Source organism: Aureimonas fodinaquatilis (assembly GCF_008369445.1).
Classification (GTDB): domain Bacteria; phylum Pseudomonadota; class Alphaproteobacteria; order Rhizobiales; family Rhizobiaceae; genus Aureimonas; species Aureimonas fodinaquatilis.
This window is the reverse complement of record NZ_VTWH01000001.1, coordinates 601,215-623,794: the sequence shown is the minus strand read 5'-3', so window position 1 is coordinate 623,794 and position 22,580 is coordinate 601,215. Positions and strand designations below refer to the sequence as shown.

The window sequence follows — 22,580 nt, the reverse complement described above, 5'->3', positions numbered from 1 at the left end:
GCGGTTACGCCTCAATGACAGAACAATGCGGAAAATCAGAGGTTTGAGCGGCTTACATTTTGGCGATCCGAGCTTCATGGAAGGCGCGTTTATCGGTGTACATCCGAACATCGGCACGACGGGCGACGCTTTCCATGTTTTCGCCGCTTTGCCTGATGGCGGCGCCAACCGCTAGGCTCAGGCTGACATTGGAATAGAACTGGTTGTTCAGTTCAATCAGTTCGCTCATCTCCTTCAGCAATATTTCAACCTCGGACTCGCCATAACCGGGCAAAGTCAGGGCAAATTCATCGCCGCCGATGCGAAAGGCGTGGCACGGTTTTTTCACCACTTTTCCCAGAATTTCACCCACGCGGCGCAGCATTTCATCACCGGCAGCGTGGCCGCGAGAGTCATTCACAAATTTCAGATTGTTCAGGTCGGCGATGATAACGGCCACCTTGTCAACGTTCTGGCGCTGCAGGCGGATAAGCTCATCCGTAAAATATGAGCGGTTGTACAGCTTGGTCAGTGAATCGTGCTTGCCCAAAAATTCCAGATAAGCCTCTGCCGCCTTGCGCGCGGTTATGTCGGTTAGGGCAACCTGCACCAGCGACCAGTCATCTTCATGCCCGGGCAGCACGGAAAATTGCAGCATCAGGTGCAGTTCCTGCCCTTCCAGCGAGTAATTGACCACCTCCCGCACCTGAAACAGAACCCCATTCCAAAGGTCTATCAGTTGCTCGCGAAACGGTTGTTCCATCTTGTCGCGGAAGATCTGATTCAAATTCTGCATCAGATGCGGCTTGCTGGGCGCTCCAAACAGCCGCAGCGTCATATTGTTAACATCCAGCACGCGAATTTCGCTCATGCAGCGGCTGACAAATTCCGGGTGCACATCCGTGAAAACGCGAAAATCCGAGATGCCGCGCATGCGCAGATCGTCCAGCATTGCCTTGACTGCAGAAAAGTCTTCAACCCAGAGCGATATCGGCGAATGTTCAAACAGGCCTTTGGAAAAGCGCTCGCTTTCCACTATTTTCTGTTGAGCAATTTCCTTGTCCGTCACGTCCTCGGTGGCAATGAGCACGCGGTCCCAGCTGTCTTCATGTCCGGGCACAATCCGGCCGGAAAGCTGGATGTTCAGCCGGCGGCCGGTGGCCGTGTAGTTGATGGTCTGGTTGGAAAAGCTGTGCTGCCCTTCCCACAACATTGCAAGCTCTTCGATATGTGACGTCAGCATGTCCTTGCTGAACACGAGGTCCAGCCCGTCCAGCAGATCCTGGAGGGTTCTGAACTCAAAGAGTTCCAGCACACGCTGGTTCGCATTCAGAACCTTGATGCGCGATGCGCACTGGCGAATCCGCTCATGATCCTGATTGAGAAAACTGACGAGATCGGTGACACCTTCTGCGCGCCATTTCTCGAAAAGCTGTTTGATTTCGCTGTAGTCTTCAAGCCACAACGGAATTGGGGTCACATTGAATATGTCGTCCGGGGTGTTTGCGCCCGAAGAGATGTTCTGTAACGTCTGGCTGGAATTAAGATGCATAGTACTGCCATTCACCCACAAGTGCTAAATTTCCAGCCTGGCCAAAACCGGCAGACTACTTTGTACTATGAAGTCTATCGGATTCAAGCCAATAACGCTTTCCAATTTCACGACATATTTCAGGCTGTTTCAGTTATTAGGGTCTGGCAAGCTCGCTGACAATAACTGGCGAATTTTTAAAAAATCGAGGTTTTAAAATAGGATATGCCTGCATACTGGCGATTATGTTCATGTTTGCTTGCTGCGGTGATTCTATCATCAACCCGCGTATACGCAGATGATTCTCCAGCCGTCAGCCGATGCGAAGATGCCATAGTCGGCGCCATTCAAAACCCGGGCAGCTACCAGCGCGGCGCAGTCAGCCGCTCGGAACAGGACAATATTCTGCAGGCGCTGACGATCGAGTTTGAGGCCAGCAACATTTACGGCCAGCCTATTGGTGCGCGGGGAATATGCTATTTCCGCATGGTTTCACCATCGCCGCTTGAGCAGAAGAACTGCCCGCAATGTCAGATTTTTGTGCTCGACGGGCTCAGCATTGCCGGTGCATTCCGACCGGGTGATCCTTCAGAGCAGCGCATTATTTCACAAGCTCCGTAAGCACTCACCGGTTGCGCCGGCTGAGATATTGCTCCCAGGCAAATGCGTGCTCCGCAATGGCAGGCAGGTCGTCATATTGCGGTTCCCAGCCCGTTGCCTGCCGCAGATAGCCGGAATCGGCTACAATGCTTGCCGGATCGCCTGCCCGTCTCGGGCCTTCTGCCACGTTTAATGGCAGACCGGTTGCCTGTTCCACCACATCCAGCACCTGCCGAACGGAAAAACCCCGCCCATAGCCTACATTGGCAGTCAGATTGCCTTTGCCCGCGCGCAGATAATCCAGTGCCGCCATATGCGCGGCAATCAAGTCGGTAACATGGATATAATCGCGGATGGCGGTTCCATCCGGTGTTGGATAATCCGTGCCGAATATCTGCATACCGGGCCGTTTTCCCAAAACCGTTTCCATCGCAATTTTAACCAGATGCGTTGAATTGAACGTGGATTCACCCGAGCGCCCCTGCGGGTCGGCACCCGCCACATTGAAATAGCGCAGCGCCGCATAGGCCAGGCCGTGCGCTTCTGACACATCGGCCAGCATATGTTCCGACATCAGCTTGGACCGGCCATAGGGAGAAAGCGGGTTTAGCGGCGCATTTTCCTGAACGGGCTTATCGCCTGCCATGCCGTAGACTGCGGCGGTGGAAGAAAACAGGAAATGCGGCACGTCTGCGCGCAACGCAACTTCGATCAGATCACGGGTTCTGGCCGTGTTGTTTGCGTAATAAGTCAGCGGCTCGCGCACCGATTCCGCCACCAGAAGTGATGCGGCAAAATGCGCGATGGCAGTCACCTTGTGCTCTTTCAGCAGCCGGGCAACCAGCGCCGTGTCGCCAATATCGCCCTGAACAAAGTGCGCCTGCGACGCAATGCAAAAATCAAACCCGGTGGACAGATTGTCGAGAACCACAACCTCTTCACCCCGGTCCAGAAGCCCCAGAACCATGTGGCTGCCAATATATCCGGCACCGCCCGTAACCAGAACACTCATGCCAAACCCCATTCGATGCGCTGCACGGAAGCCAACTTGCCCAAGCCCAACTTCTAGGACAGGCTTTGCGCAATAGAAACCCGCTTTGGGCAATTATGCGCCGCGAGCAAACCCTGTCCGGCGCAGGCTCCATTTTTCCAGTGCGGAAAAGCCGTCGGCCAGCAGAACCGCCAGCAGCGCAACAATCAACCCACCCTGAACAATATACGCAAGATTGTTGGATAAAAGTCCGGCGATGATCACCTCGCCCAATGTGCGTGCGGCGACGGTGGAGCCGATGGTGGCGGTTGCCAGGCTGATGATGACCGACAAACGAATGCCCGCCAGAATGATGGGAAAGGCCAATGGCAGCTCGACCCTGAGCAGCCGCTGGAAATTTGTCATGCCACTGCCCCGCGCAGCTTCCATGATGGCCGGTGGCATGCTGGTCAGTGCGGTCAGAGAATTTTCAAAAATTGGCAGAAGACCATAGAGAAACAGCGCAATAAGTGTTGGAGCTTCACCGAACCCTACCGCTGGAACGGCCAGCGCCAGTACGGCCACAGGCGGAAAGGTCTGGCCAATATTAACCAGACTGCGGGACAGCGGCAGAAATTCGCGTCCGCCCGGTCTTGTCACCAATATTGCCAGCAGAACCGCCACCACAGTTGCTGCAAATGTGGCAATGGCAACAATCTGCAGATGCAGGAATGTCAGTTGCAGCAAACTGCCCTGCGCATAGATGGCCGGTGCATTGTTTTGCGTCAATGGCGCCAGCAACGGCGCGAACCGTTCCGGCACAAGCAAAAATGCCAGCAACAGGCCAAACGCCAGAATGCGCGGGAGCAGGAGCGCCAGTCGCTTCATGCTGGGCGCGCAGCTTCTGCCAGAAGCCGAGCCCGACGAACAATGCCAAGCACCGCACCGCCATCACCCGCCACTGGTGCGACATCGCGGCCAGACCACAACAGCTCTGCCAATGCGTCGCGCCGGTTTGCGGTTGCGGCAATCGGGGCACCGTCTGCCATGCCCTGTTCCACAAGCCGGTCAACTGTGTTGAGAGCCAGGTAGCGGAAAGGACGGTCGCCCGTGCCCAGCATGGCATCGACAAATTCCGTAGCCGGGTGTGCCAGCAACTCTGCGGGGGTGGCATATTGCACCAGCTTGCCTGAATCCATCACGGCAATCCGGTCGCCCATCCGCATCGCTTCGTCCATATCATGTGTCACCAGGATTATGGTCGTGCCGAATTGCTTCTGGATGCCGAGAAGATCGTTCTGTGCCTTGGCTCGAATGATCGGATCCAGCGCACCAAATGGTTCGTCCATCAACAGGATATTCGGTTCAGCCGCCAGCGCCCGCGCCACACCCACACGCTGTTGCTGGCCACCGGACAGTTCATGCGGATAGCGTGGGCCAAACTCTGCCGGGTCCAGTTGAAACAATGCCAGCAGTTCGTTCACTCTGGCGGCAATGCGAGGTTTGTCCCAACCAAGCAGACCGGGAACGGTGGCGACATTTTCAGCCACAGTGCGATGTGGAAACAGGCCGTGATTCTGAATGACATAACCAATTTTCCGCCGCAGCTCATGCACCGGCAGATGTCCATTATCCTGCCCGTCGATCAGAATGCTGCCGCTTGTTGCCTCCGTCATGCGGTTGACCATGCGCATCAACGTGGTTTTGCCGGAGCCGGACGTGCCGACTATGCAACTGATCGTTCCCGGCTGAACAGTGAATGAAACTGAGTCCACCACAGCTTTGTCGTCGTAGATTTTGGTCAGGTCGCGAATTTCTATCATGTGCCTGCCTTGTGGTAGCTGGCCGCGTCAACGGCGGCATCAAGAACAACTGCGGCGCTGAATGCCAGCAGAACCGTGGGCAACGCGCCCAGCAAAACCAGATCCATGGCCGTCTGACCTATGCCCTGAAACACGAAGACACCAAGGCCACCGCCGCCGATCAGTGCTGCAATGGTGACAAGGCCGATATTCTGCACCAGAACGATGCGAATGGCGGTGAGAATAACCGGGAATGCCAGCGGCAGTTCCACCCTGAACAGGCGCTGGCCATCTGTCATGCCCACTCCGCGCGCTGCATCATTGGCATCTGCCGGAATGCTGGCCAGACCAACCACCGTGTTGGCTACCACCGGCAGCAGTGAATACAGGAAAAGTGCAACCAATGCAGGAGCGGCGCCAATGCCGCGAATGCCCAGCGCATTGGCAAGTGGCCAGTTCGCAGCCAGCCAGCCCAAAGGGGCGATCATGAGGCCAAACAGTGCAATGGAGGGAATGGTTTGAACGACATTGAGCATGTTGAGCACCGGAATGCGCACCGCCTTGATGCGATGGCAGACAAGGCCCAATGGAATACCCACCACAACCGCGGCGGCCAATGAGCCGAAGGCAAGTGTCAAATGCCGACCAACTTCCCGCCAGAAGCTGTCGGACCGGCTGGCATATTCCTGCATGACAGAAAGGCCATCCCACCGGCCGGACCATAACAGCAGTCCGAACGAGGCGACTATCATCGTCAGAATTGCAATGCGCATGGCGGGTCCCGGGCGCATTGCGGTCAGTGCATCCGCCACCAGCAGGGCATAAGCCAAGCCAAGCACCCAGAAGCCGGATCCGGGCGACACCCGTTCAAAACTGGTGCCTGTGCCAAGAAAGGCCGGCGTCATGCCAATGGCAACGGCCAGCCCTGCCAGTGCAATCAGGCCAGCGGCCAGCCTGTGGAGTGGCCGGCCGACCAGCACCGCAACAATGGCCGCCCCGGCTAGAACAATCAGCAGCGCTAACGCCGGGGCGTGTGGCAACCCGGCATACAGCGCAACCCCGTTACCTGGCACGATGCGATTGGCGCGAAAGATCGCAAAGGGCAAAGCCCAGCCGCCCGCTGCGGCCAGCAACGCTATCACAAGCCCCAGGCGGTTCAGCCGCGCCATCGCCCCGTGACCGGGCTTACTTCAGGAAGCCGCTTTTGCGCAGATAGTCCTCTGCCACAGCACGTGCCGGCTCACCACCCAATTGCACACGTCCGTTCAACTCCTGAAGCACGGAAAGCTCCAGCGTCGCAAAAATCGGCTCCAACGCCTCCTGAATGCCGGGATTTGCCTCCAATACAGCCTCGCGGATGATCGGCGCTGGCTGATAGACCGGCTGAACCGCCTTGTCGTCCTCCAGCACTTGCAAGCCTGATGCGGCCAATGCGCCATCCGTGCCGTAGACCATTGCCGCATTGACGCCGTTGGTGCCCTGTGCCGCAGCGGCGATTGTGGCCGCCGTGTCACCGCCCGACAATGTCAGCAATTGCGCCGGTGTCAGTGTAAAACCATAAGCGGTTTGAAAAGCCGGCAAAGCCGCTGGCGAATTCACAAATTCTGCGGATGCAGCAAGCTTGACTTCGCCGCCGCCGGTTACCCAACTACCGAATTGCGAAAGCGTTTCAAGATTGTTGGCCTGCGCCACATCACCCTTGAGCGCTATGCCCCACGTGTTGTTGGCGGGCGCTGGTGTCAGCCACACAATCTTGTTGGCTGCAAGGTCCAGTTCGCGTGCGGCCTCATATGCCAAATCGGCATTTTTCCAGATGTCCGTTTCGCCCTCACGGTTGAAGAAGAACGCGGCATTGCCGGTATATTCCGGATAGATGTCAATTTCCCCGGCAATAATGGCCTGACGGACAACAGGCGTGCCGCCCAATTGAATCCGGTCGGTGGTTTCGATTCCGGCATTGTTCAGTGCGAGCAGAATGATATTGCCCAGCACGCCACCTTCCGTGTCGATTTTGGAGGAAACGACCACCGGAGCGGCCAGGGCGGATGTTGAAAAAAGGCCCACCGCAAGGCCAAGTGCAAGAATGGTGGTGCGCATGGTCTTCTCTTTTCCGTCGTGAGATTGTTGCGAACACAGGAAATAGGGTGTTGGCGAAAGAAGGAAATGCTCTACGCGCCCTCCGCGGCAATTGCCGTCCTTGCCTGCTCCTTGCTGGCATGATCCCGGACAACCTGTTCAATATCCTCATCGTCAGCCAGGCGGTATAAAATAGATTGCAAACCGGGCTCGAGAACCATGACCGATGCCTGAGTCGGGGTGACCCATACCTGTCGCCGCTGCTTCTTTTCTTTCCAGCTTGCGCGCCGCCCGGTAACAATCAGCACGAACACCTCCACCACGGCAAAGGCAAAGGCCTTTCGCCCGCGCTTCCAATATTGAAAACTATCATAGGGTGTCTTGGAGATTTTTCCGGTAACGCCCGCCTCTTCCAGCGCCTCGATAGCGGCTGCCCGGCTGGGGGTCTTGCCCTTCATGAGGTTGCCTTTGGGCAGCACCCAGCGCCGCGTCTCGCGGGAGGTGACAAGCAGCACCTGCAGATGGCCGTCGGCATTGATGCGCAATGGCATTGAAGCGACCTGATACTTGACATCCTTGTGCTTTTTCAGAGCTGGCATATCCGTTATGAGGCTGGTTCCTTCCTGAAATCATTGCACCGGGCACGTATGCGAACCTTACAGGTGTTTCATATGCAGAGAACACCAACTCACCTTATAACAACAGAAGCCCACAGGTTGTTCTGAAGAAAAATTCCTGAGGCGAAAATTGCAAGCGACGATAACTTGACTCATTCACTCCAGTTTAATAGCTATCCCTGATCATTGATTTCAGGGAGAGCGCCATGCTTCTGCGCGCCGAATCCACGGTAGAGCTTGTCGAACCGGCCGATGTTCTCAGAAAACTGTGCGACCGATATATCGAGCACGCAACGGTTGATTATGGTCGTGACATGGCACGCATTGTCGTGAGTTTTGGCGAGGCGCATCTGGAAGCGACGCCAACAAGTCTGAAAATGGTGGCGCAGGCACCGGACGAAACTGGCCTTGCCTATGTCAAAATGGGGATCAGCACGCATTTGCGCATGGTCGCCACGCAATCATCCCCTGACATCCGCTGGGCCGGCGACGGCGCTGTCGGAGTGCTTCCGCCATTTTTCAGAGTGATGCGGGTTGTCACGTCACGCAGCATCACGCCCCATATGCAGCGGGTGACTCTCGCCGGGGAAGATCTGGCGCGATACGCCACGGGTGGCCTCCACATGCGTCTGGTATTTCCGCCGCAGGGGCGCACGCCAGTCTGGCCGCATATGGGAGAAGACGGTTGCCCGGTCTGGCCGCAGGGCGAAGACCAGCTTGTTTTGCGGGTCTACACGTTGCGCTCGGTTGATGCGCAAGCGGGCACTGTGGACGTCGATATGGTGCTGCATCCCGGCAGTGAGACGCCTGGAGCGTATTTTGCACAAACCGCGCGCACTGGCGATCTGGTTGGTATGAGCGGCCCGGGCGGCGGTTCGTTTCCGCAGGCGCAACGCATCATTCTGGCAGGTGATGAAACCGCGCTGCCTGCCATTGCGCGTATTGTTGAAAATGCCGCGCCAGATGCTGCCGTAACAGCTTTTATCGAGGTGGACGGCGCAGCGGATGAACAGCAGATCTTCTGCCGCGGGCAACTGGACCTGCGGTGGCTGCACCGCAACGGTGCAGCGGCTGGCACGACCGGCATGCTGGCCGCTGCGGTCAAGGATTTTACAGCGGGCGGACTGCCTGAGGATAGCTTTGTCTGGGTTGGTTGCGAGTTTGAAGATTTCCGCGCGATACGGTCTTACCTGCGCAAAGAGCTGAAGCTGGACCGCAGCCGTCACATGGCGGTGGCGTATTGGCGGCGGGGCATTGCCGGAGATGAGGCACGCCGCGGCAGCCGCGACGCAGAATAGCCATTGGTTTGAATATTGGTTATGACCGGACTGTCAGCCACGCATGCACATGGTGCCGTGGCCAAAGTTCAAGGATCACGGCCGGCAATGAGCCACACCAATACGCCGCAGATTGGCCCGATCATTCAACGGGAACGCAAGGCCAGACGATTGTCGCTGGAGCAACTGGCAGCTTTGTCCGGGGTTTCCAAATCCATGCTGTCCCAGATTGAGCGCGGGGCGGCAAATCCGACGTTTGCGGTTCTGTGGAGCCTGACCCGCGCACTGAAAATCGATTTCTCTGATCTGGTGGGCGGACGTGCCGCCCCGGCGGATGATAGCGCGATTGAAGTTGTCACCGCGTTTCAAACGCCCGAAATCAAAAGCGCCGATGGTGCATGCCGCATGAGGATTTTAGGCCCGCCGCAACTTGTGGGTGTGACTGAATGGTATGAGCTGGAAATGGAACCGGGCAGCGAGCTGGACAGCGCGCCACATGCACCGGGTGCTTTTGAACATTTTACCGCTTTAAGCGACGGTTTCGAGATTGTCAGCGGCGACCAGAGCTGCACGATCAACGCCGGCGAAACCGCGCGATATCGTGCGGATGTTCCGCATCGGATCACGAACAGATCCACCAAAGTCGCGCGCGGATTAATGGTGCTCCACTACCGCTAAGCAAGAACCTGACTTGACGAATTTCCATTATACTGTATTTTCCAGCATATTGGAAACGTGAGGTTGCGTTGTGGCGACAAGCTTTATCCGGCATCTGGAAAACACTCTGGCAGAGATTGAGGCAGACGGCCTGTACAAGCGGGAACGCCTGATAGCCGGGCCACAGGGCGGGCGCATACGCATTGCCACGCAGGATGGCGGGCGTGAGGCAATCAATCTCTGCGCCAACAATTATCTTGGCCTTGCCAACCATCCGGACATTGTTGCCGAGGCAAAACGAGGCCTGGACGAGTTCGGCTTCGGCATGGCGTCTGTCCGCTTCATCTGTGGCGCGCAAACCCTGCACCGGCAGTTGGAGCAGGCGATTGCCCGCTATCTCGGCAAAGACGACGCCATTTTGTTTGCGGCGTGTTTTGATGCCAATGGCGGCGTGTTCGAGCCATTGCTCGGTGCGGAAGACGCAATCATTTCCGACTCTCTCAACCACGCCTCGATCATTGATGGCGTGCGCCTGTGCAAGGCGGCGCGGTATCGCTACACCAATGGCGACATGAATGAGTTGGAAGACCGGTTGAAGGAAGCCGACACAGCCGGCGCCCGTTTCAAGCTGATTGTCACCGATGGCGTGTTTTCCATGGATGGCTATGTCGCCGACCTGCCATCCATCTGTGCGCTGGCCGAACGTTACGGCGCATTGGTGCTTGTGGATGACTGCCATGCCACCGGCCATCTGGGTGACAAGGGCAAAGGCACCCCCAGTCTGACAGGCGTTGACCAGAAGGTGGACATCATCACCGGCACACTTGGCAAAAGCCTTGGTGGGGCCATGGGTGGTTTTGTTGCTGCGGCACAACCGGTTATTGACCTGCTGCGCCAGCGGGCTCGGCCTTATCTGTTTTCGAACAGTCTGGCGCCAGCGGTTGCCGCTGGTTCGCTCAAGGCACTGGAAATCGCCGAAGCGGCAGATGACCGGCGGCAAACCCTGCAATCGCACACAAAGCGGTTTCGCGCCGGATTGCAGGACGCGGGTTTTGAGCTGTTGCAAGGCACAACTCCGATCATTCCGGTGATGTTGCATGAGGCCCGGCGCGCGCAGGACATGGCTGCGGCGCTGGACGAACGCGGGGTTTATGTTGCCGGCTTCTTCTTCCCGGTGGTGCCAAAGGGCAAAGCGCGTATTCGCACGCAATTGTCGGCGGCGCTGACGGACGACGATATTGATTTTGCGGTTTCAGCCTTCAAAGACGCTGGCAAAGCGGTTGGCGTTATCTGATTTTTTTCGAAAGACCTGTCCGATGAAAGCTCTTGTCAAAGCCCATGCACAGCCCGGCCTGTGGCTGGAAGACCAGCCTGTGCCGCAGATCGGCGCGGAAGACGTGCTGATCAAAGTCAAAAAAACCGGCATCTGCGGCACCGACATTCATATATTCGCCTGGGATGACTGGGCCAGTCGCACTGTGCCGGTGCCCATGGTTGTCGGCCATGAATATGCCGGCGAAATTGTCGAGATCGGCTCTTCCGTTCGCGGCCTTTCCATCGGCCAGCGCGTTTCGGGCGAAGGTCATGTCATCGGCATGAAAAGCCGCGCGGCGCGCGGTGGCCGTTTCCACCTTGACCCGGAAACACGCGGCATTGGCGTCAACATACCCGGTGCCTTTGCCGAATATCTGGCGCTTCCAGCCTTCAACGTCGTGCCATTGCCAGATGACATTGACGACGAAATGGGTGCAATTCTGGACCCGCTCGGCAATGCGGTTCACACGGCCCTGTCATTTGATCTGGTGGGCGAGGACGTGCTGATCACCGGTGCGGGGCCGATTGGCATTATGGCGGCGGCAGTGGCGCGCCATGTCGGTGCGCGCCATGTTGTTATCACCGACATTAACCCGCAGCGGCTGGCACTGGCCGGCCAGGTCGCGGATGTGGTGCCGGTTAACGTGGCGCAGGATGATCTTGAAGCAGTCAAAGCCCGTCTTGGCCTGAAAGAGGGTTTTGATGTCGGGCTGGAAATGAGCGGCGCTCCTGCCGCCTTCAACCAGATGGTGGACCAGCTTGTCATGGGCGGTAAGGTGGCGATGCTGGGCATTCCTGCTCAGCCAACGCCAGTGGACTGGACCAAGCTGGTGTTTAAAATGCTGACATTGAAGGGCATTTACGGACGGGAAATGTTTGAGACCTGGCACAAAATGCTGGCCATGCTGCAAAGCGGGCTGGATGTGCGCAAGGTCATCACCCATCGAATGGACGCTGCGGACTATCAAAATGCGTTCGAAACCATGCTGGGCGGCCAGTCCGGCAAAATCGTGCTGGACTGGAGCAGGATCTAGCCTGACGGACTAGCTGTCCGGATAGTCGAAGCCGATATCCAGTATCGGCGCAGAATGGGTCAGCCAGCCGCATGAAATCAAATCAACACCGGCGGCGGCTATGGCTGGCGCCGTCTGAGGCGTGATGCGGCCGGACGCCTCGGTGATTGCCCGCCCTGCCACCATTGCCACCGCCTCACGCAGTTGGTCGGGTGTCATATTGTCCAGCAAAACTGCATGCACACCAAAATCCAGCGCCTCCCGCAACTGATCCAGCGTGTCCACCTCCACCTCAATCATCACCATGTGCCCGACATTGGCGCGGGCGCGGGCCAAAGCCTCGCTCACACTGCCGGCTATGGCAATGTGGTTGTCTTTGATCAGCACGGCATCGTCCAGCCCAAAGCGGTGATTGCCACCCCCGCCCGCGCGCACAGCATATTTTTCAATTGCCCGCAGACCCGGTGTGGTTTTTCTGGTGCAGACAATGCGCGCTTTATGCCCCGCGACCGCCTGCACCAAACCTGCAGTTGCAGTGGCAATACCCGAAAGGCGGCACAAAAGGTTCAGTGCCGTGCGCTCGCCTGTCAACAGCCCTCTGGTTGGGCCTTGCAGGCTGGCAATCACCTCTCCGGCTTTCACAGCGCGGCCATCGCTGCACAGCATTTGCATCTGAATGCGTGGGTCCACCAGATGAAACGCCAGTCGCACCAGGTCCAGCCCGGCTATGGTGCCATCCTGCCGTGCAGCCATGACAAAGGTGGAACTGTGGTCTGCCGGAATGATTGCATTGGTGGTGATGTCACCCGCCCGCCCCAAATCTTCCAGAAGCGATGTGCGAGCTATCGGCTCAAGCAACAGATCGGGCAAGGGCATCAGAGTTTCAGGCAAAGTCATGGTCAACACTTTCTGGAGAAGTCTGAAAAAATCAGGCGGTCATCTGCATGGCTGGCTGGTTTGAACGGCCGGCAATGGAAATGGCATCCTGCATTGTCAGGAAGGTGCGCCGCGCCTCACCCGGCATCGGATAATCCGCACGCCAATGTGCACCCCGGCTTTCCCTGCGCTCCAAAGCACCGGCAACCAGCAACAGCCCCGTCAGGGCAGCATCTGAACTGGCCACCAGAGGCTCCAGCGCGCGCAACGCGTTGGACAATCCGGTTTCGGTGCGGGAAAGCCCGGCCTCACGCGTCAGAATTGAACGCACAGCCACAAGGCATTTTTCCACTGGCAAAGGCTCTGCGTCCGCGCAATCCAGCCCTTGGTGAACCGCTGCCGCCACATCACCCGCCACCATAGGAGCCAGCACAGCCGCTTCCAGCAACGAATTGCTGGCCAGCCGGTTGGCGCCATGCAGACCGGTCGATGCCACCTCGCCCACCGCCCAAAGCCCGGAGACGCTGCTGCGCCCGTGAAGATCAACCGCGACCCCGCCCATGTGGTAATGCGCGGCGGGCCGCACTGGAATCAAGTCCCGTGACGGGTCAAGCCCCACGCTCGTGCAGCGGGCGGCAATGGCGGGAAAGCGTCTGGAAAAATGTTCGCCCAGTACCTGCCGTGCGTCCAGGAAAACCCCACGCCCTTGCAGGATCTGCTCGTGAATATGCCGCGCCACAACATCACGTGGCGCAAGCTCCTGCCCCGCAATGTCGGCCATGAAGCGTTCACCTGCATCGTTGACAAGCACCGCCCCCTCACCGCGAACCGCCTCGCTGACCAAAGGCAGCGGGAAAGCCGCGATGTCCAAGGCAGTCGGGTGAAACTGCACCATTTCCGGATCGGCAATCACCGCGCCGGCGCGCGCTGCCAGCGCCAGGCCGCCGCCGATGCTGCCCTGGGGGTTGGTTGACGCGGCAAACAAACTGCCAAGCCCGCCACAGGCCAGCACGACTTTTTCGGTTCGCAGTACATTCGCACCTTCGGGCGTTGCCGCCAGCACACCCGCCACGCGCCCGCCATTCAAAAGCAGACGCCGCGCCGTCCAGCCTTCCAGCACATTGATGCGCGGCGTGGCGCGCACTGCAGCGGCCAGAGCGCGCACAATTTCTGCGCCGGTGCCATCGCCCCTGGCATGCACAATGCGCTTGTGCTGGTGTGCGGCCTCCAGCCCCAGCAACAGACCGCCTGCGGCGTCTGTATCAAAAACCACGCCCAGCCGAATCAGACGTTGCAATGCGGCAGGGCCCTGAGCCAGAATCGCCTCTGCCATGTGGCGGTTGCAGAGCCCGTCACCCGCGGCCAGAGTGTCGGCAAGGTGGCTTGCCAGCGAGTCATCCGCGCCGATGGCAACCGCCACCCCACCCTGCGCCAGCACGCTGGAAGAAACCGTGCCTGCCCCTTCCTGTGACAAGAGAACACAAGGTTGGTCGAGGCTCAACGCTGTGAGCATGCCAGCAAGGCCTGCCCCGACAATGACGGGCTGCCCGGTGAGCGAGGCTGTCATATTTCCAGCATCCGCTCCACTGCCAGGCGAGCGCGGTCTGCCACGGCAGGGTCGATTACAACCTCATGCTGACCCGTTTCCAGCGCATGGCGAATATTGCCAAGCGTAATCCGCTTCATGTGCGGGCAAAGGTTGCAGGGGCGGATAAAGTCCACCTCCGGGTGATGCACGGCAACATTGTCGCTCATTGAACACTCGGTCAAAAGCACGACGCGCGGCGGCTTGTTGTCCTCGACATAGTCCGACAACATGGCCGTCGAGCCGGAAAAATCGGCCGCATCCACCACTTCCGGCGGGCATTCCGGATGCGCCAGCACCACAATACCGGGGTGGCTGGCACGCAGCTCGGCAATATCCCCCGGGGTGAATTGCTCATGCACCTCGCAATGCCCGGCCCAGGTGATGATTTCCACATCGGTTTCCTTGGCGATGTTCTGCGCCAAATACTCGTCTGGCAGCATGATCACGCGCGGCAGCCCCATGGACTCGACAATGCGACGCGCATTGCCCGACGTGCAGCAAATGTCCGATTCCGCCTTCACTGCCGCCGAGGTGTTGACGTAGGTGATGACCGGCAAGCCGGGATAGCGCTGGCGAAGCAGGCGGATGTCCGCCGGCGTAATGCTGTCTGCCAGCGAACAGCCTGCCCCCATATCAGGGATCAGCACCGTTTTTTGCGGGTTCAGCAGTTTTGCCGTTTCAGCCATGAAGTGCACGCCGGCCAGCACAATAATATCTGCCTCGACATCAATTGCCCGGCGCGCCAATGCCAGACTGTCGCCCACCACATCCGCCACACAGTGGAAAATTTCCGGCGATTGATAGTTGTGCGCCAGAATGATGGCGTTCTTCTCTCGCTTGAGACGCATGATGGCGTCCACGTCATCCGCCATGGAAGGCCATTCCATGGCCGGAACAACCCGGCTGACCCGGTCGTAGAGATGGGCGGTGCGATCCAGTACGACGGCAGATGCGATAGCAGACATAATAATGCTCACATTGAGTATATCTTGCCTATATGCTTACTATGAGCATAAGCATTGTCAAGCCCTCACAAGAGGCATTTTTGTTCCGGCGAATGCTCGCTCGTCCACAATCTCCCGGCGAAAGTGAAACAACTTGGCAGGCCGCCCGCCGGTATCGCTTGCCATCTGGCCGGTTTCTTCCACCAGTTCCTGCTGTTCGATGAGCCTGCGAAAATTCTGCTTGTGCGCAAGGCGTCCGGACAGGGCCTCCACGCTGCGCTGCAACTGCAGAAGCGTGAAGGCCGGCGGCATCAACTCAAAGACCACAGGGCGGTATTTGATTTTGGCACGCAACCTTGCCACACCGGTCGCCAGTATTCGCCGGTGGTCGCCATGCATCGCAAAGCCGGTGTCCGGGTGGGCAGCCTCGGCAGAGCCCTTATCCCGCAGCGCTTCTGCCACCAGCCCAGCCTCATACAAAAGTTCATAGCGCTGCAGCACAAACTCTTCATTCCAGCCATGGCCATCCAGACCAAAGGCTCTTGCTGCCCTTTGCCGCAAATCCTTGCTGGCATTTTTTTCCAGCGCCGGCGCCAGCGTACGCGTCACGCAGGCCGGGGTCCCTGCCCGGTAGTCTTCCCACGGAAAGTACCTGTACCAGTCTATCCAGCCGGTGCCGCTATCCATCGCCCGCTCACTGCGCCGCGTCAGGCCCAGATAGCTGATGGAAATGACCCGCCCATCTTCAACACCGCGATCCAGGTCGGCAAAGGTGTAAAGTTGCTCAAGATAGCCCAGCGGATGGTGGGTCTGCTGTTCGACCCAGGTTCTCAACCCGAGTTGCAATGAACGGTGCTTCACCTCAAACGGACCGGATGGCAGGGTCTTTCCACCGCCCGTGGTCAGAACGAGCGGTTGCCCGCAATCGACGGCGGCCAGAACGGCTAGCAGATCGGCATGGACGGCATTGGCAGTCACTGTGACACTTTCAGATAAAACCGGTCTGGCAATTTCAAAACACCGAAAACTTTGCGCTCATGTGCTGATACTCCAAGCCGCGCAAAGGTGCAAAGATCAGACGGTTCCGCATCACGGACAGGTCAATGCTCCGGCTCTTGAACTCTGCCGATGAAATTGTGTAGTTAAATGGTCAACTTTGCGGCGGAGTTTCTTGATCCAGATGACAAACGTGCAGGCGCTTCCGCTGGAGATTCGCAACCTTTCGCGTAAAATTGGCAGTCAGCAGATTCTCAGCAATATCGGTCTGGATCTGGCCGCGGGTGAACTCTTGTGCCTGGTCGGCCAATCGGGCTGCGGAAAATCAACTCTGTTGCGGCTCATTGCCGGGGTGGACACACCGGATGCTGGCGTGATCCAGCTGGGCGAGCGGGTTGTTGCCGGACCATCAGCCTTTGTGGAGCCTGAACAGCGCGGCGTTGGGCTGATGTTTCAGGACTATGCTTTGTTTCCCCATATGACAGTGGCGCAAAATGTGGCTTTCGGGCTGCGTGGTCGCCCACGCGCCGCCATACGGCAGAAGGTTGAGGAAACATTGGCCCGGCTGGATATCGGCCATTTTGCCACGCGTTATCCGCACATGCTTTCCGGCGGAGAGCAGCAACGCGTGGCTTTGGCGCGCGCCATTGCGCCCGGGCCCGGCATTCTGCTGATGGACGAACCCTTTTCCAACCTGGACAGCCGCCTGCGGGAAACCGTTCGGGCAGAAACAATCGGCCTGTTGCGCCAGCTTGGCACCACCACAATTCTGGTGACGCATGACCCGCAGGAAGCTTTGATGTTTGCCGACCGGGTGGCACTGATGCGCGAGGGCAGAATTGTGCAGACCGGCACCGGGCGTCAGTTGTACAATCAGCCGCAAGACCCGTTTGTTGCAAGATTTTTCAGCGATTTCAACGAAATGCGTGGCGTTTGCCGCAGCGGCCATGTGCCGACGCCGTTTGGTCTGGTGCCCGCAGGAGACAGCGCCAGAGAGGGCGACGAGATGTTGGTGCTCATCCGCCCCGGCGCTTTGCAGCCCAATCCGCAGGGACGCTCTGGCCAGGCACAGATTGTTCACCGGCAATTTTGCGGCGATGTTGAACAACTTGCACTCAAGGTTGAAGGCCACCCCGATATTGTAACCATTCGAAGTCAGGCAAGCGAGCAGTTTGGCATCGGTAGTTTTATTCGCCTCGACATCAATAATCAGGGCGCATTTGTATTTCCTATAAATTGATAAAAGCCGCGTGAGTGGCAAAATACAAAGTTGACTGTCACCTTCATATATTGTCTTTATCCGCAGGTCTTGCGGCCGGGGGCCGTATGCGATTGGAGATAGGTAAAATGACGAAACTTGGATCAAAGCTAAGCCAGACACTGGCATGCAGCGCGGTTCTGCTGGCTGGTTGTGGAAGTGCATTCGCTGCTGAGCTGAATCTGTACACAACGCGTGAGCCCGGACTGATCCAACCTCTGATTGAATCTTTTGAAGCCACAAGTGGCACAAAGGTCAACACGATCTTCCTGAAGGATGGTCTTGCCGAGCGTGTTGCCACCGAAGGTGCAAGCTCGCCAGCCGACATTCTCATGACCGTGGATTTCGGCAACCTGATCGATCTGGTGGAAAAGGGCCTGACCCAGCCAGTTGAATCAGAAACTCTGAACAATATTCCTGCCGAACTGCGCGATCCGGACGGCAACTGGTTTGCGCTCTCCTCACGTGCTCGCGTGCTTTATGCATCCAAGGACCTGGACCTGACGAGCTTCAATTATGAAGATCTGGCCAATCCTGAATGGAAGGGCAAGGTTTGCATTCGTTCAGGCCAGCACCCTTACAACACTGCTCTTTTCGCATCTTATGCAGCGCACCACGGTGTTGAGGCAACGGAAGAGTGGCTGAAGGGCGTCAAGGACAATCTGGCCCGCAAGGCTGGCGGCGGTGACCGTGACGTTGCCCGCGACATTCTGGGTGGCATCTGCGAAATCGGTATCGCCAACTCCTACTATGTTGGCCTGATGGTCAGCGGCAAGGGCGGCCCGGAGCAGGAAGAGTGGATCAAGGCAGTCAACGTTGTTCTGCCAACATTTGAAAATGGCGGCACGCAGGTGAACATCTCCGGTGCGGCCGTTGCCAAGAACGCGCCGAACAAGGATGAGGCGGTTGCATTCCTGGAGTATCTGGCTTCGGAAGACGCACAGAAAATCTACGCAGAAGCAAACTATGAATATCCGGTTCTTCCGGGTGTTGCTGCGGACCCGATCATCGCCGAGTTTGGCGAGTTGAAGGTCGACAACAAGTCGCTGAGCGAAATTGCCAGCCACCGCGCTGAAGCCAGCGCATTGGCTGAAAAAGTCGGCTTCGACGACTGAAGCATTTCTCGTTGAAACATTACCGTTTCAACGGCTAGACATGCGATGGAACAGACCCGGAGCGTTTCAGGTGATCCTGAAACGCTCTACTTCTGACGAAATGCTTTTATTGGATTTTGCCAGAGCGCAAATCCGGTTAAAGCGAGTGAACACTGTGAAGCAGGCAAATGATGGGGTGCACCGCCTTGCCATTTGCTGACCGGGACATAATGCATGAGCCTGCCGCAACCGACCGCAGAACCATTGGCGCATCCCGTGCGTCATTTTTCTCTTGCCGGATGGCGAATGGCGGCGGCCGCCATTGCACTCTTTGCTCTGATGCCAATTGCCGCTTTGGCATGGCTGGCTGCCAGCGGTCCTGATAATGTCTGGCCGCATCTCATGGCCAATGTTCTGCCACGCGCCACATGGAACACGCTGCTGCTGCTGGGCGGTGTCGGCACGCTGACCGGGCTGATCGGCTGCGGCGCCGCGTGGCTGGTTACGGCTTACGATTTTCCGTTGCGCCGCCATATGGAGTGGGCGTTGCTGCTGCCATTGGCGGTTCCCACCTACATCGTCGCTTATGCCTATCTGGACATATTGCACCCTGTCGGCCTGTTTCAGGGCGTCATTCGCACTGTTCTGGGTTATGACAGCCCACGCGATTTCCGGCTGCCCGACATTCGTTCAATGAGCGGCTGCATTCTGGTCATGTCGCTGGTGCTGTATCCTTATGTCTACATCACCACCCGCGCCATGTTCATGACGCAGGCGGCCAATCTGATTGAAATTTCCCGCACGCTCGGCTGCTCCTACTTTGGTGCATTTCGCCGAGTTGCCCTGCCGCTGGCCCGCCCTGCCATTGCCGTTGGCATCAGCCTTGCCCTCATGGAAACGCTGAACGACATCGGCGCTTCAGAGTTTCTGGGCATTCGCACGCTGACGGTTTCCATCTATTCTCAATGGGTCAACCGCACCGATCTTGCCGGCGCGTCGCAAATTGCCCTGTCTCTGCTTGTTCTGGTTGTGCTGCTGGTTGCGCTGGAGCGCTGGGCGCGCAGGCGGCAGAACTATGCTCTGTCAGCGCAGCGGCCGCGCCGTCTGCAGCCGCTGAAGCTGCCGCTTGGCCGCGGCCTGCTGGCACTCCTCGCCGTTTCCGTTCCGGTTACATTCGGCTTTGTGTTTCCGGCACTCTACCTTGTCAGTTCAGCCTGGCGGCGCATCGAGTTCATCGGCATTTCCCCGGCCATTATCCGCGAAACCATCAACACGGTGGTTATTTCTGCGGCTGGCACAGCGCTGGCACTCTTGTGCGGACTGATTGTCGCTTTCGCCGCCCGGCTGATTTCCAGCCGCCTCACGCAATCCTTCACCCGCATTGCCCTCGTGGGCTATGCCGTACCGGGCACTGTGCTGGCCATCGGCATTCTTTATCCCGTTACCTTGTTTGACCGTGGCTTCGACACGGTCTGGCACGCGGCCACCGGGGGCACTTTCGGTCTGCTGCTTCTAGGATCTGGCACGGCGCTGGTTCTGGCCTATTCGCTGCGCTTCATGGCTATTTCCACCGGCGGCATTGAAAGTGGCTTTTCCCGCATTCCCACTTCGCTGGATGGGGCAGCACGCACACTTGGCGCATCCCCCATGCGCATGCTGGGCACAATCCACATTCCGCTTTCACGCACCGCCATTGCCGCAGCGGCCATTCTGATATTTGTTGATTGCATGAAGGAACTTCCGGCCACGCTGTTGTTGCGGCCGCTGAATTTCGAGACCCTGGCAACCCACCTTTATGGCGAAGCTGCGCGCGGCACTTATGAAGATGCGTCTATTGCCGCGCTGTTGATTGTGCTGGTGGGAATGCTGCCTGTGGCCATCCTGTCACGCATCGGGCGCAGCGATCGGTAAACGCACCACCTGCACCAGCCCGCCTTCATCGCGATTGGCGATTTTCAGGGTGCCGCCTTCCTGCTCGATAATTTCAAGAGCAATGGCCAGCCCCAGCCCGGCGCCGGGGTAAAACTTGCGCCGCGCCGGATCAACCCGAAAAAATGGCTCGAACACCCGGCCAAGCAATTCTTCGGGAATGCCAGGCCCATTGTCGAAAATGGATATGACCGCCTGACCGTTGCTGGTGGCGAGCGCCAATTGCGCACCGCCCCCGTGCAATGCGGCATTGTCTATCAGATTGCGCAAAGCGCGCTTCAACGCCAGCGGGCGGGCATTTACCGCCACCTCGGGCAGCAATGCCTCCACCTGCACCGATCGGCCAATTTCCATTAGTTCCACCGCAATGTCGTTCAACAGCAGTCCGGCGTCCACCGGCTCGCGCCCTTCCGGCCCGGCAACTTCCTCACGCACCAGCCGTATGGCGCTGTCGGCAATCATGTCCAGTTCTTCCAGATCATTCAGCCAGACCTGCCGCTCTTCCTCCGGCAAAAACTCTGCCCGCAGGCGCATTCGCGTCATTGGTGTGCGCAGATCATGCCCCGCTGCCGCAACCAGGCGAATGCGGCTTTCCATGGCGTCCCGCAGGCGGTCCGACAGGCGGTTCAAAGCCCGGGCAGTTGCCATAACCTCCACCGGGCCGCGCTCTTCCACATGCGGCAGGCGGCCATCCGGGCCAATGGATGACACCGCATCATCCAGCATGCGCAATGGCCGGGTCATTCGCGTGGCCGCAAACAACGATATCGCCAAAGCGCCCAACACCACGATGGAAAGATAAAAACTCAGCGGCCCCCAGGCAGAAGGTGGCGGGCCGGGATAGGCAAGAAAGGCCCAGCTTCCGGGCGAATATTCAAATGCCAGACGCCGGGTTGCCTGCGCGTCCTGCAAGATCACCACCGGAATTTCCAGCCCCTGCCGCGCCAGAATGCGCTGGATGCCATGGGCCTGCCGCGAAAGCTCACCATCCTGCGCCTCGGACATCGGGCCAACGGCAATGGAATAGCGTGACGCCGCCGCCGGATCATCGCGCAACACACTGGCGACAATGCGCACTTCTTCGGCAAAGCTGTTGGCAAAGCTGAACCGATCCGGCCGGTCCAGAATGTGCCAGCTTACAAAAGCCGCCAGCACCACCACGCCAACTATGGCCACCACCAGCAATGCCGTAATGCGCGAGCGGATGGAGTTCACTGAACAGCGTCCTCCCTGTCGACCGGCATGGCAAATTGATAGCCGCCATTGCGGACGGTCTTGAACAGGCGGAACACCCCTCCATCACCGAATTTGCGGCGGAGGCGGCTCATGGTCACATCAATCGTTCGATCCAGCGGGTCGGCTGTGCGGCCATGAAGCAGGTCCAGCAGCCTGTCTCGCGAGAGAACACGCCCCGGCCGTTCCAGAAAAATCAGCAGCAGATCAAATTCCGCACCCGTCAGTTCCACGTCTCCGCCCGCGGCATCCCGTACGGTGCGGGCCAGACGTTCGGCGGTAAACCCACCAAAGTGATAGCGCGTTGCCTGCGGCACCTCCTGCCCGGCACTGCGCTCACCACCCCGGCGCAACACCGCCTTGATCCGTGCCGCCAGTTCGCGCGGGTTGAACGGTTTGCCCAGATAATCGTCGGCGCCCAGTTCCAGGCCGATAATGCGGTCCACATCCTCTTTCAGCGCAGTCAGCAGAATGATGGCCAGTTCCGGTGTCTTGTCTTTCAGCTCCCGGCACAATTCCAGGCCAGATCCATCGGGCAGCATCACATCCAGCACAACAAGATCAACATCGCCTTCCGCCACCTTGTCGGTCGCTTCGCGGCGCGTGCCTGCCAGCGTTGTAAAGAACCCCTGCCCGTCCAGATATCGCCCCAGCAGTCGGCGGATCTCCAGATCGTCATCCACCACCAGAACTTTCGTGCGCCCCTGCATTATGCGCCAACTCCTTGCCTTGCTTGCTTGTTGTAGACCATTCCGCCGCCGCGATGCCGCAGTTTTTTGTTGCGAATAGTTTCCGCCCGAATGCAGGATCGCCGGTTTTGCGGCGT

Annotated in this window: 21 protein-coding genes; 8 read left to right on the top strand and 13 right to left on the bottom strand. The window is 58.3% G+C overall.

Annotated features, from left to right (window positions below; genetic code table 11):
* Positions 1–52: 52 nt before the first annotated feature.
* A complete protein-coding gene (locus FPY71_RS03045) occupies positions 53–1,531 on the bottom strand; it encodes a sensor domain-containing diguanylate cyclase (RefSeq protein ID WP_149297507.1) in 1,479 nt (492 codons plus the stop codon).
* 246 nt (positions 1,532–1,777) lie between these two features.
* Between FPY71_RS03045 and FPY71_RS03040 the strand changes: the two genes are divergently transcribed.
* Positions 1,778–2,131, top strand: a complete 354-nt coding sequence (locus tag FPY71_RS03040) for a hypothetical protein (protein ID WP_149297505.1) — start codon at positions 1,778–1,780, stop codon at positions 2,129–2,131.
* A gap of 4 nt (positions 2,132–2,135) precedes the next feature.
* Here FPY71_RS03040 and galE read toward each other — a convergent pair whose 3' ends face one another.
* From galE to FPY71_RS03010, 6 genes are all read right to left on the bottom strand, one after another.
* Positions 2,136–3,122 carry a UDP-glucose 4-epimerase GalE gene (gene galE, locus FPY71_RS03035; RefSeq protein WP_149297503.1) on the bottom strand — a complete coding sequence of 329 codons (987 nt, stop codon included), beginning with the start codon at positions 3,120–3,122 and terminating at the stop codon, positions 2,136–2,138.
* A 93-nt stretch (positions 3,123–3,215) separates the two neighbouring features.
* Positions 3,216–3,968, bottom strand: a complete 753-nt coding sequence (locus tag FPY71_RS03030) for an ABC transporter permease (protein ID WP_149297501.1) — start codon at positions 3,966–3,968, stop codon at positions 3,216–3,218.
* Positions 3,965–4,903 (bottom strand): ABC transporter ATP-binding protein, encoded by a 939-nt coding sequence (locus FPY71_RS03025; protein WP_149297499.1) that lies wholly within the window; start codon positions 4,901–4,903, stop codon positions 3,965–3,967. The genes FPY71_RS03030 and FPY71_RS03025 overlap by 4 nt, the downstream gene beginning before the upstream one ends.
* Positions 4,900–6,051 carry an ABC transporter permease gene (locus FPY71_RS03020; RefSeq protein WP_149297497.1) on the bottom strand — a complete coding sequence of 384 codons (1,152 nt, stop codon included), beginning with the start codon at positions 6,049–6,051 and terminating at the stop codon, positions 4,900–4,902. Before FPY71_RS03020 ends, FPY71_RS03025 begins: the two co-directional genes overlap by 4 nt.
* Before the next feature lie 16 nt (positions 6,052–6,067).
* Positions 6,068–6,979 (bottom strand): glycine betaine ABC transporter substrate-binding protein OsmF, encoded by a 912-nt coding sequence (gene osmF, locus FPY71_RS03015; protein ID WP_149297495.1) that lies wholly within the window; start codon positions 6,977–6,979, stop codon positions 6,068–6,070.
* A 71-nt stretch (positions 6,980–7,050) separates the two neighbouring features.
* Positions 7,051–7,557, bottom strand: coding sequence for an NUDIX hydrolase (locus FPY71_RS03010; RefSeq protein ID WP_149297493.1), 507 nt, complete (start codon positions 7,555–7,557; stop codon positions 7,051–7,053).
* 224 nt (positions 7,558–7,781) lie between these two features.
* Between FPY71_RS03010 and FPY71_RS03005 the strand changes: the two genes are divergently transcribed.
* The 4 genes from FPY71_RS03005 (at position 7,782) to tdh (ending at position 11,857) form a co-directional block, all read left to right on the top strand.
* A complete protein-coding gene (locus FPY71_RS03005) occupies positions 7,782–8,873 on the top strand; it encodes a siderophore-interacting protein (protein ID WP_149297491.1) in 1,092 nt (363 codons plus the stop codon).
* An 87-nt stretch (positions 8,874–8,960) separates the two neighbouring features.
* The gene (locus FPY71_RS03000) at positions 8,961–9,530 is read left to right on the top strand and encodes a helix-turn-helix domain-containing protein (protein ID WP_149297489.1); all 570 of its coding nucleotides are present in this window, start codon (positions 8,961–8,963) and stop codon (positions 9,528–9,530) included.
* A gap of 70 nt (positions 9,531–9,600) precedes the next feature.
* Complete coding sequence (locus FPY71_RS02995) at positions 9,601–10,803, top strand: glycine C-acetyltransferase (RefSeq protein ID WP_149297487.1); 1,203 nt, start codon at positions 9,601–9,603, stop codon at positions 10,801–10,803.
* A 22-nt stretch (positions 10,804–10,825) separates the two neighbouring features.
* On the top strand, positions 10,826–11,857 hold the full coding sequence (tdh, locus tag FPY71_RS02990; RefSeq protein WP_149297485.1) for an L-threonine 3-dehydrogenase: 1,032 nt from the start codon (positions 10,826–10,828) through the stop codon (positions 11,855–11,857).
* Positions 11,858–11,866: 9 nt separating this feature from the next.
* Here tdh and nadC read toward each other — a convergent pair whose 3' ends face one another.
* Genes nadC through FPY71_RS02970 form a run of 4 tightly spaced genes read right to left on the bottom strand, consistent with a single transcriptional unit; the run spans position 11,867 to position 16,222 of the window.
* Positions 11,867–12,733, bottom strand: a complete 867-nt coding sequence (gene nadC / locus FPY71_RS02985; protein WP_246160108.1) for a carboxylating nicotinate-nucleotide diphosphorylase — start codon at positions 12,731–12,733, stop codon at positions 11,867–11,869.
* 31 nt (positions 12,734–12,764) lie between these two features.
* A complete protein-coding gene (locus FPY71_RS02980; RefSeq protein WP_149297483.1) occupies positions 12,765–14,279 on the bottom strand; it encodes an L-aspartate oxidase in 1,515 nt (504 codons plus the stop codon).
* Entirely contained in the window at positions 14,276–15,265 is a 990-nt protein-coding gene (gene nadA / locus FPY71_RS02975) for a quinolinate synthase NadA (protein ID WP_149297481.1), read from the bottom strand. Before nadA ends, FPY71_RS02980 begins: the two co-directional genes overlap by 4 nt.
* Before the next feature lie 57 nt (positions 15,266–15,322).
* Complete coding sequence (locus tag FPY71_RS02970) at positions 15,323–16,222, bottom strand: NUDIX hydrolase (protein ID WP_246160107.1); 900 nt, start codon at positions 16,220–16,222, stop codon at positions 15,323–15,325.
* A 202-nt stretch (positions 16,223–16,424) separates the two neighbouring features.
* Between FPY71_RS02970 and FPY71_RS02965 the strand changes: the two genes are divergently transcribed.
* The 3 genes from FPY71_RS02965 to FPY71_RS02955 all read left to right on the top strand — a co-directional run bounded on the left by FPY71_RS02965 (position 16,425) and on the right by FPY71_RS02955 (position 20,503).
* The gene (locus FPY71_RS02965; protein WP_149297477.1) at positions 16,425–17,480 is read left to right on the top strand and encodes an ABC transporter ATP-binding protein; all 1,056 of its coding nucleotides are present in this window, start codon (positions 16,425–16,427) and stop codon (positions 17,478–17,480) included.
* A 107-nt stretch (positions 17,481–17,587) separates the two neighbouring features.
* The gene (locus FPY71_RS02960) at positions 17,588–18,613 is read left to right on the top strand and encodes a Fe(3+) ABC transporter substrate-binding protein (protein WP_149297476.1); all 1,026 of its coding nucleotides are present in this window, start codon (positions 17,588–17,590) and stop codon (positions 18,611–18,613) included.
* A gap of 213 nt (positions 18,614–18,826) precedes the next feature.
* Entirely contained in the window at positions 18,827–20,503 is a 1,677-nt protein-coding gene (locus tag FPY71_RS02955) for an ABC transporter permease (protein ID WP_188052183.1), read from the top strand.
* Here the strand turns inward: FPY71_RS02955 and FPY71_RS02950 are convergent.
* Both FPY71_RS02950 and FPY71_RS02945 read right to left on the bottom strand, forming a co-directional pair.
* Positions 20,477–21,736: an ATP-binding protein gene (locus FPY71_RS02950; RefSeq protein ID WP_149297474.1), complete on the bottom strand. Its 1,260-nt coding sequence runs from the start codon at positions 21,734–21,736 to the stop codon at positions 20,477–20,479. The genes FPY71_RS02955 and FPY71_RS02950 overlap by 27 nt on opposite strands.
* Entirely contained in the window at positions 21,733–22,464 is a 732-nt protein-coding gene (locus FPY71_RS02945; RefSeq protein ID WP_149297472.1) for a response regulator transcription factor, read from the bottom strand. Before FPY71_RS02945 ends, FPY71_RS02950 begins: the two co-directional genes overlap by 4 nt.
* Between the last annotated feature and the right edge of the window lie 116 nt (positions 22,465–22,580).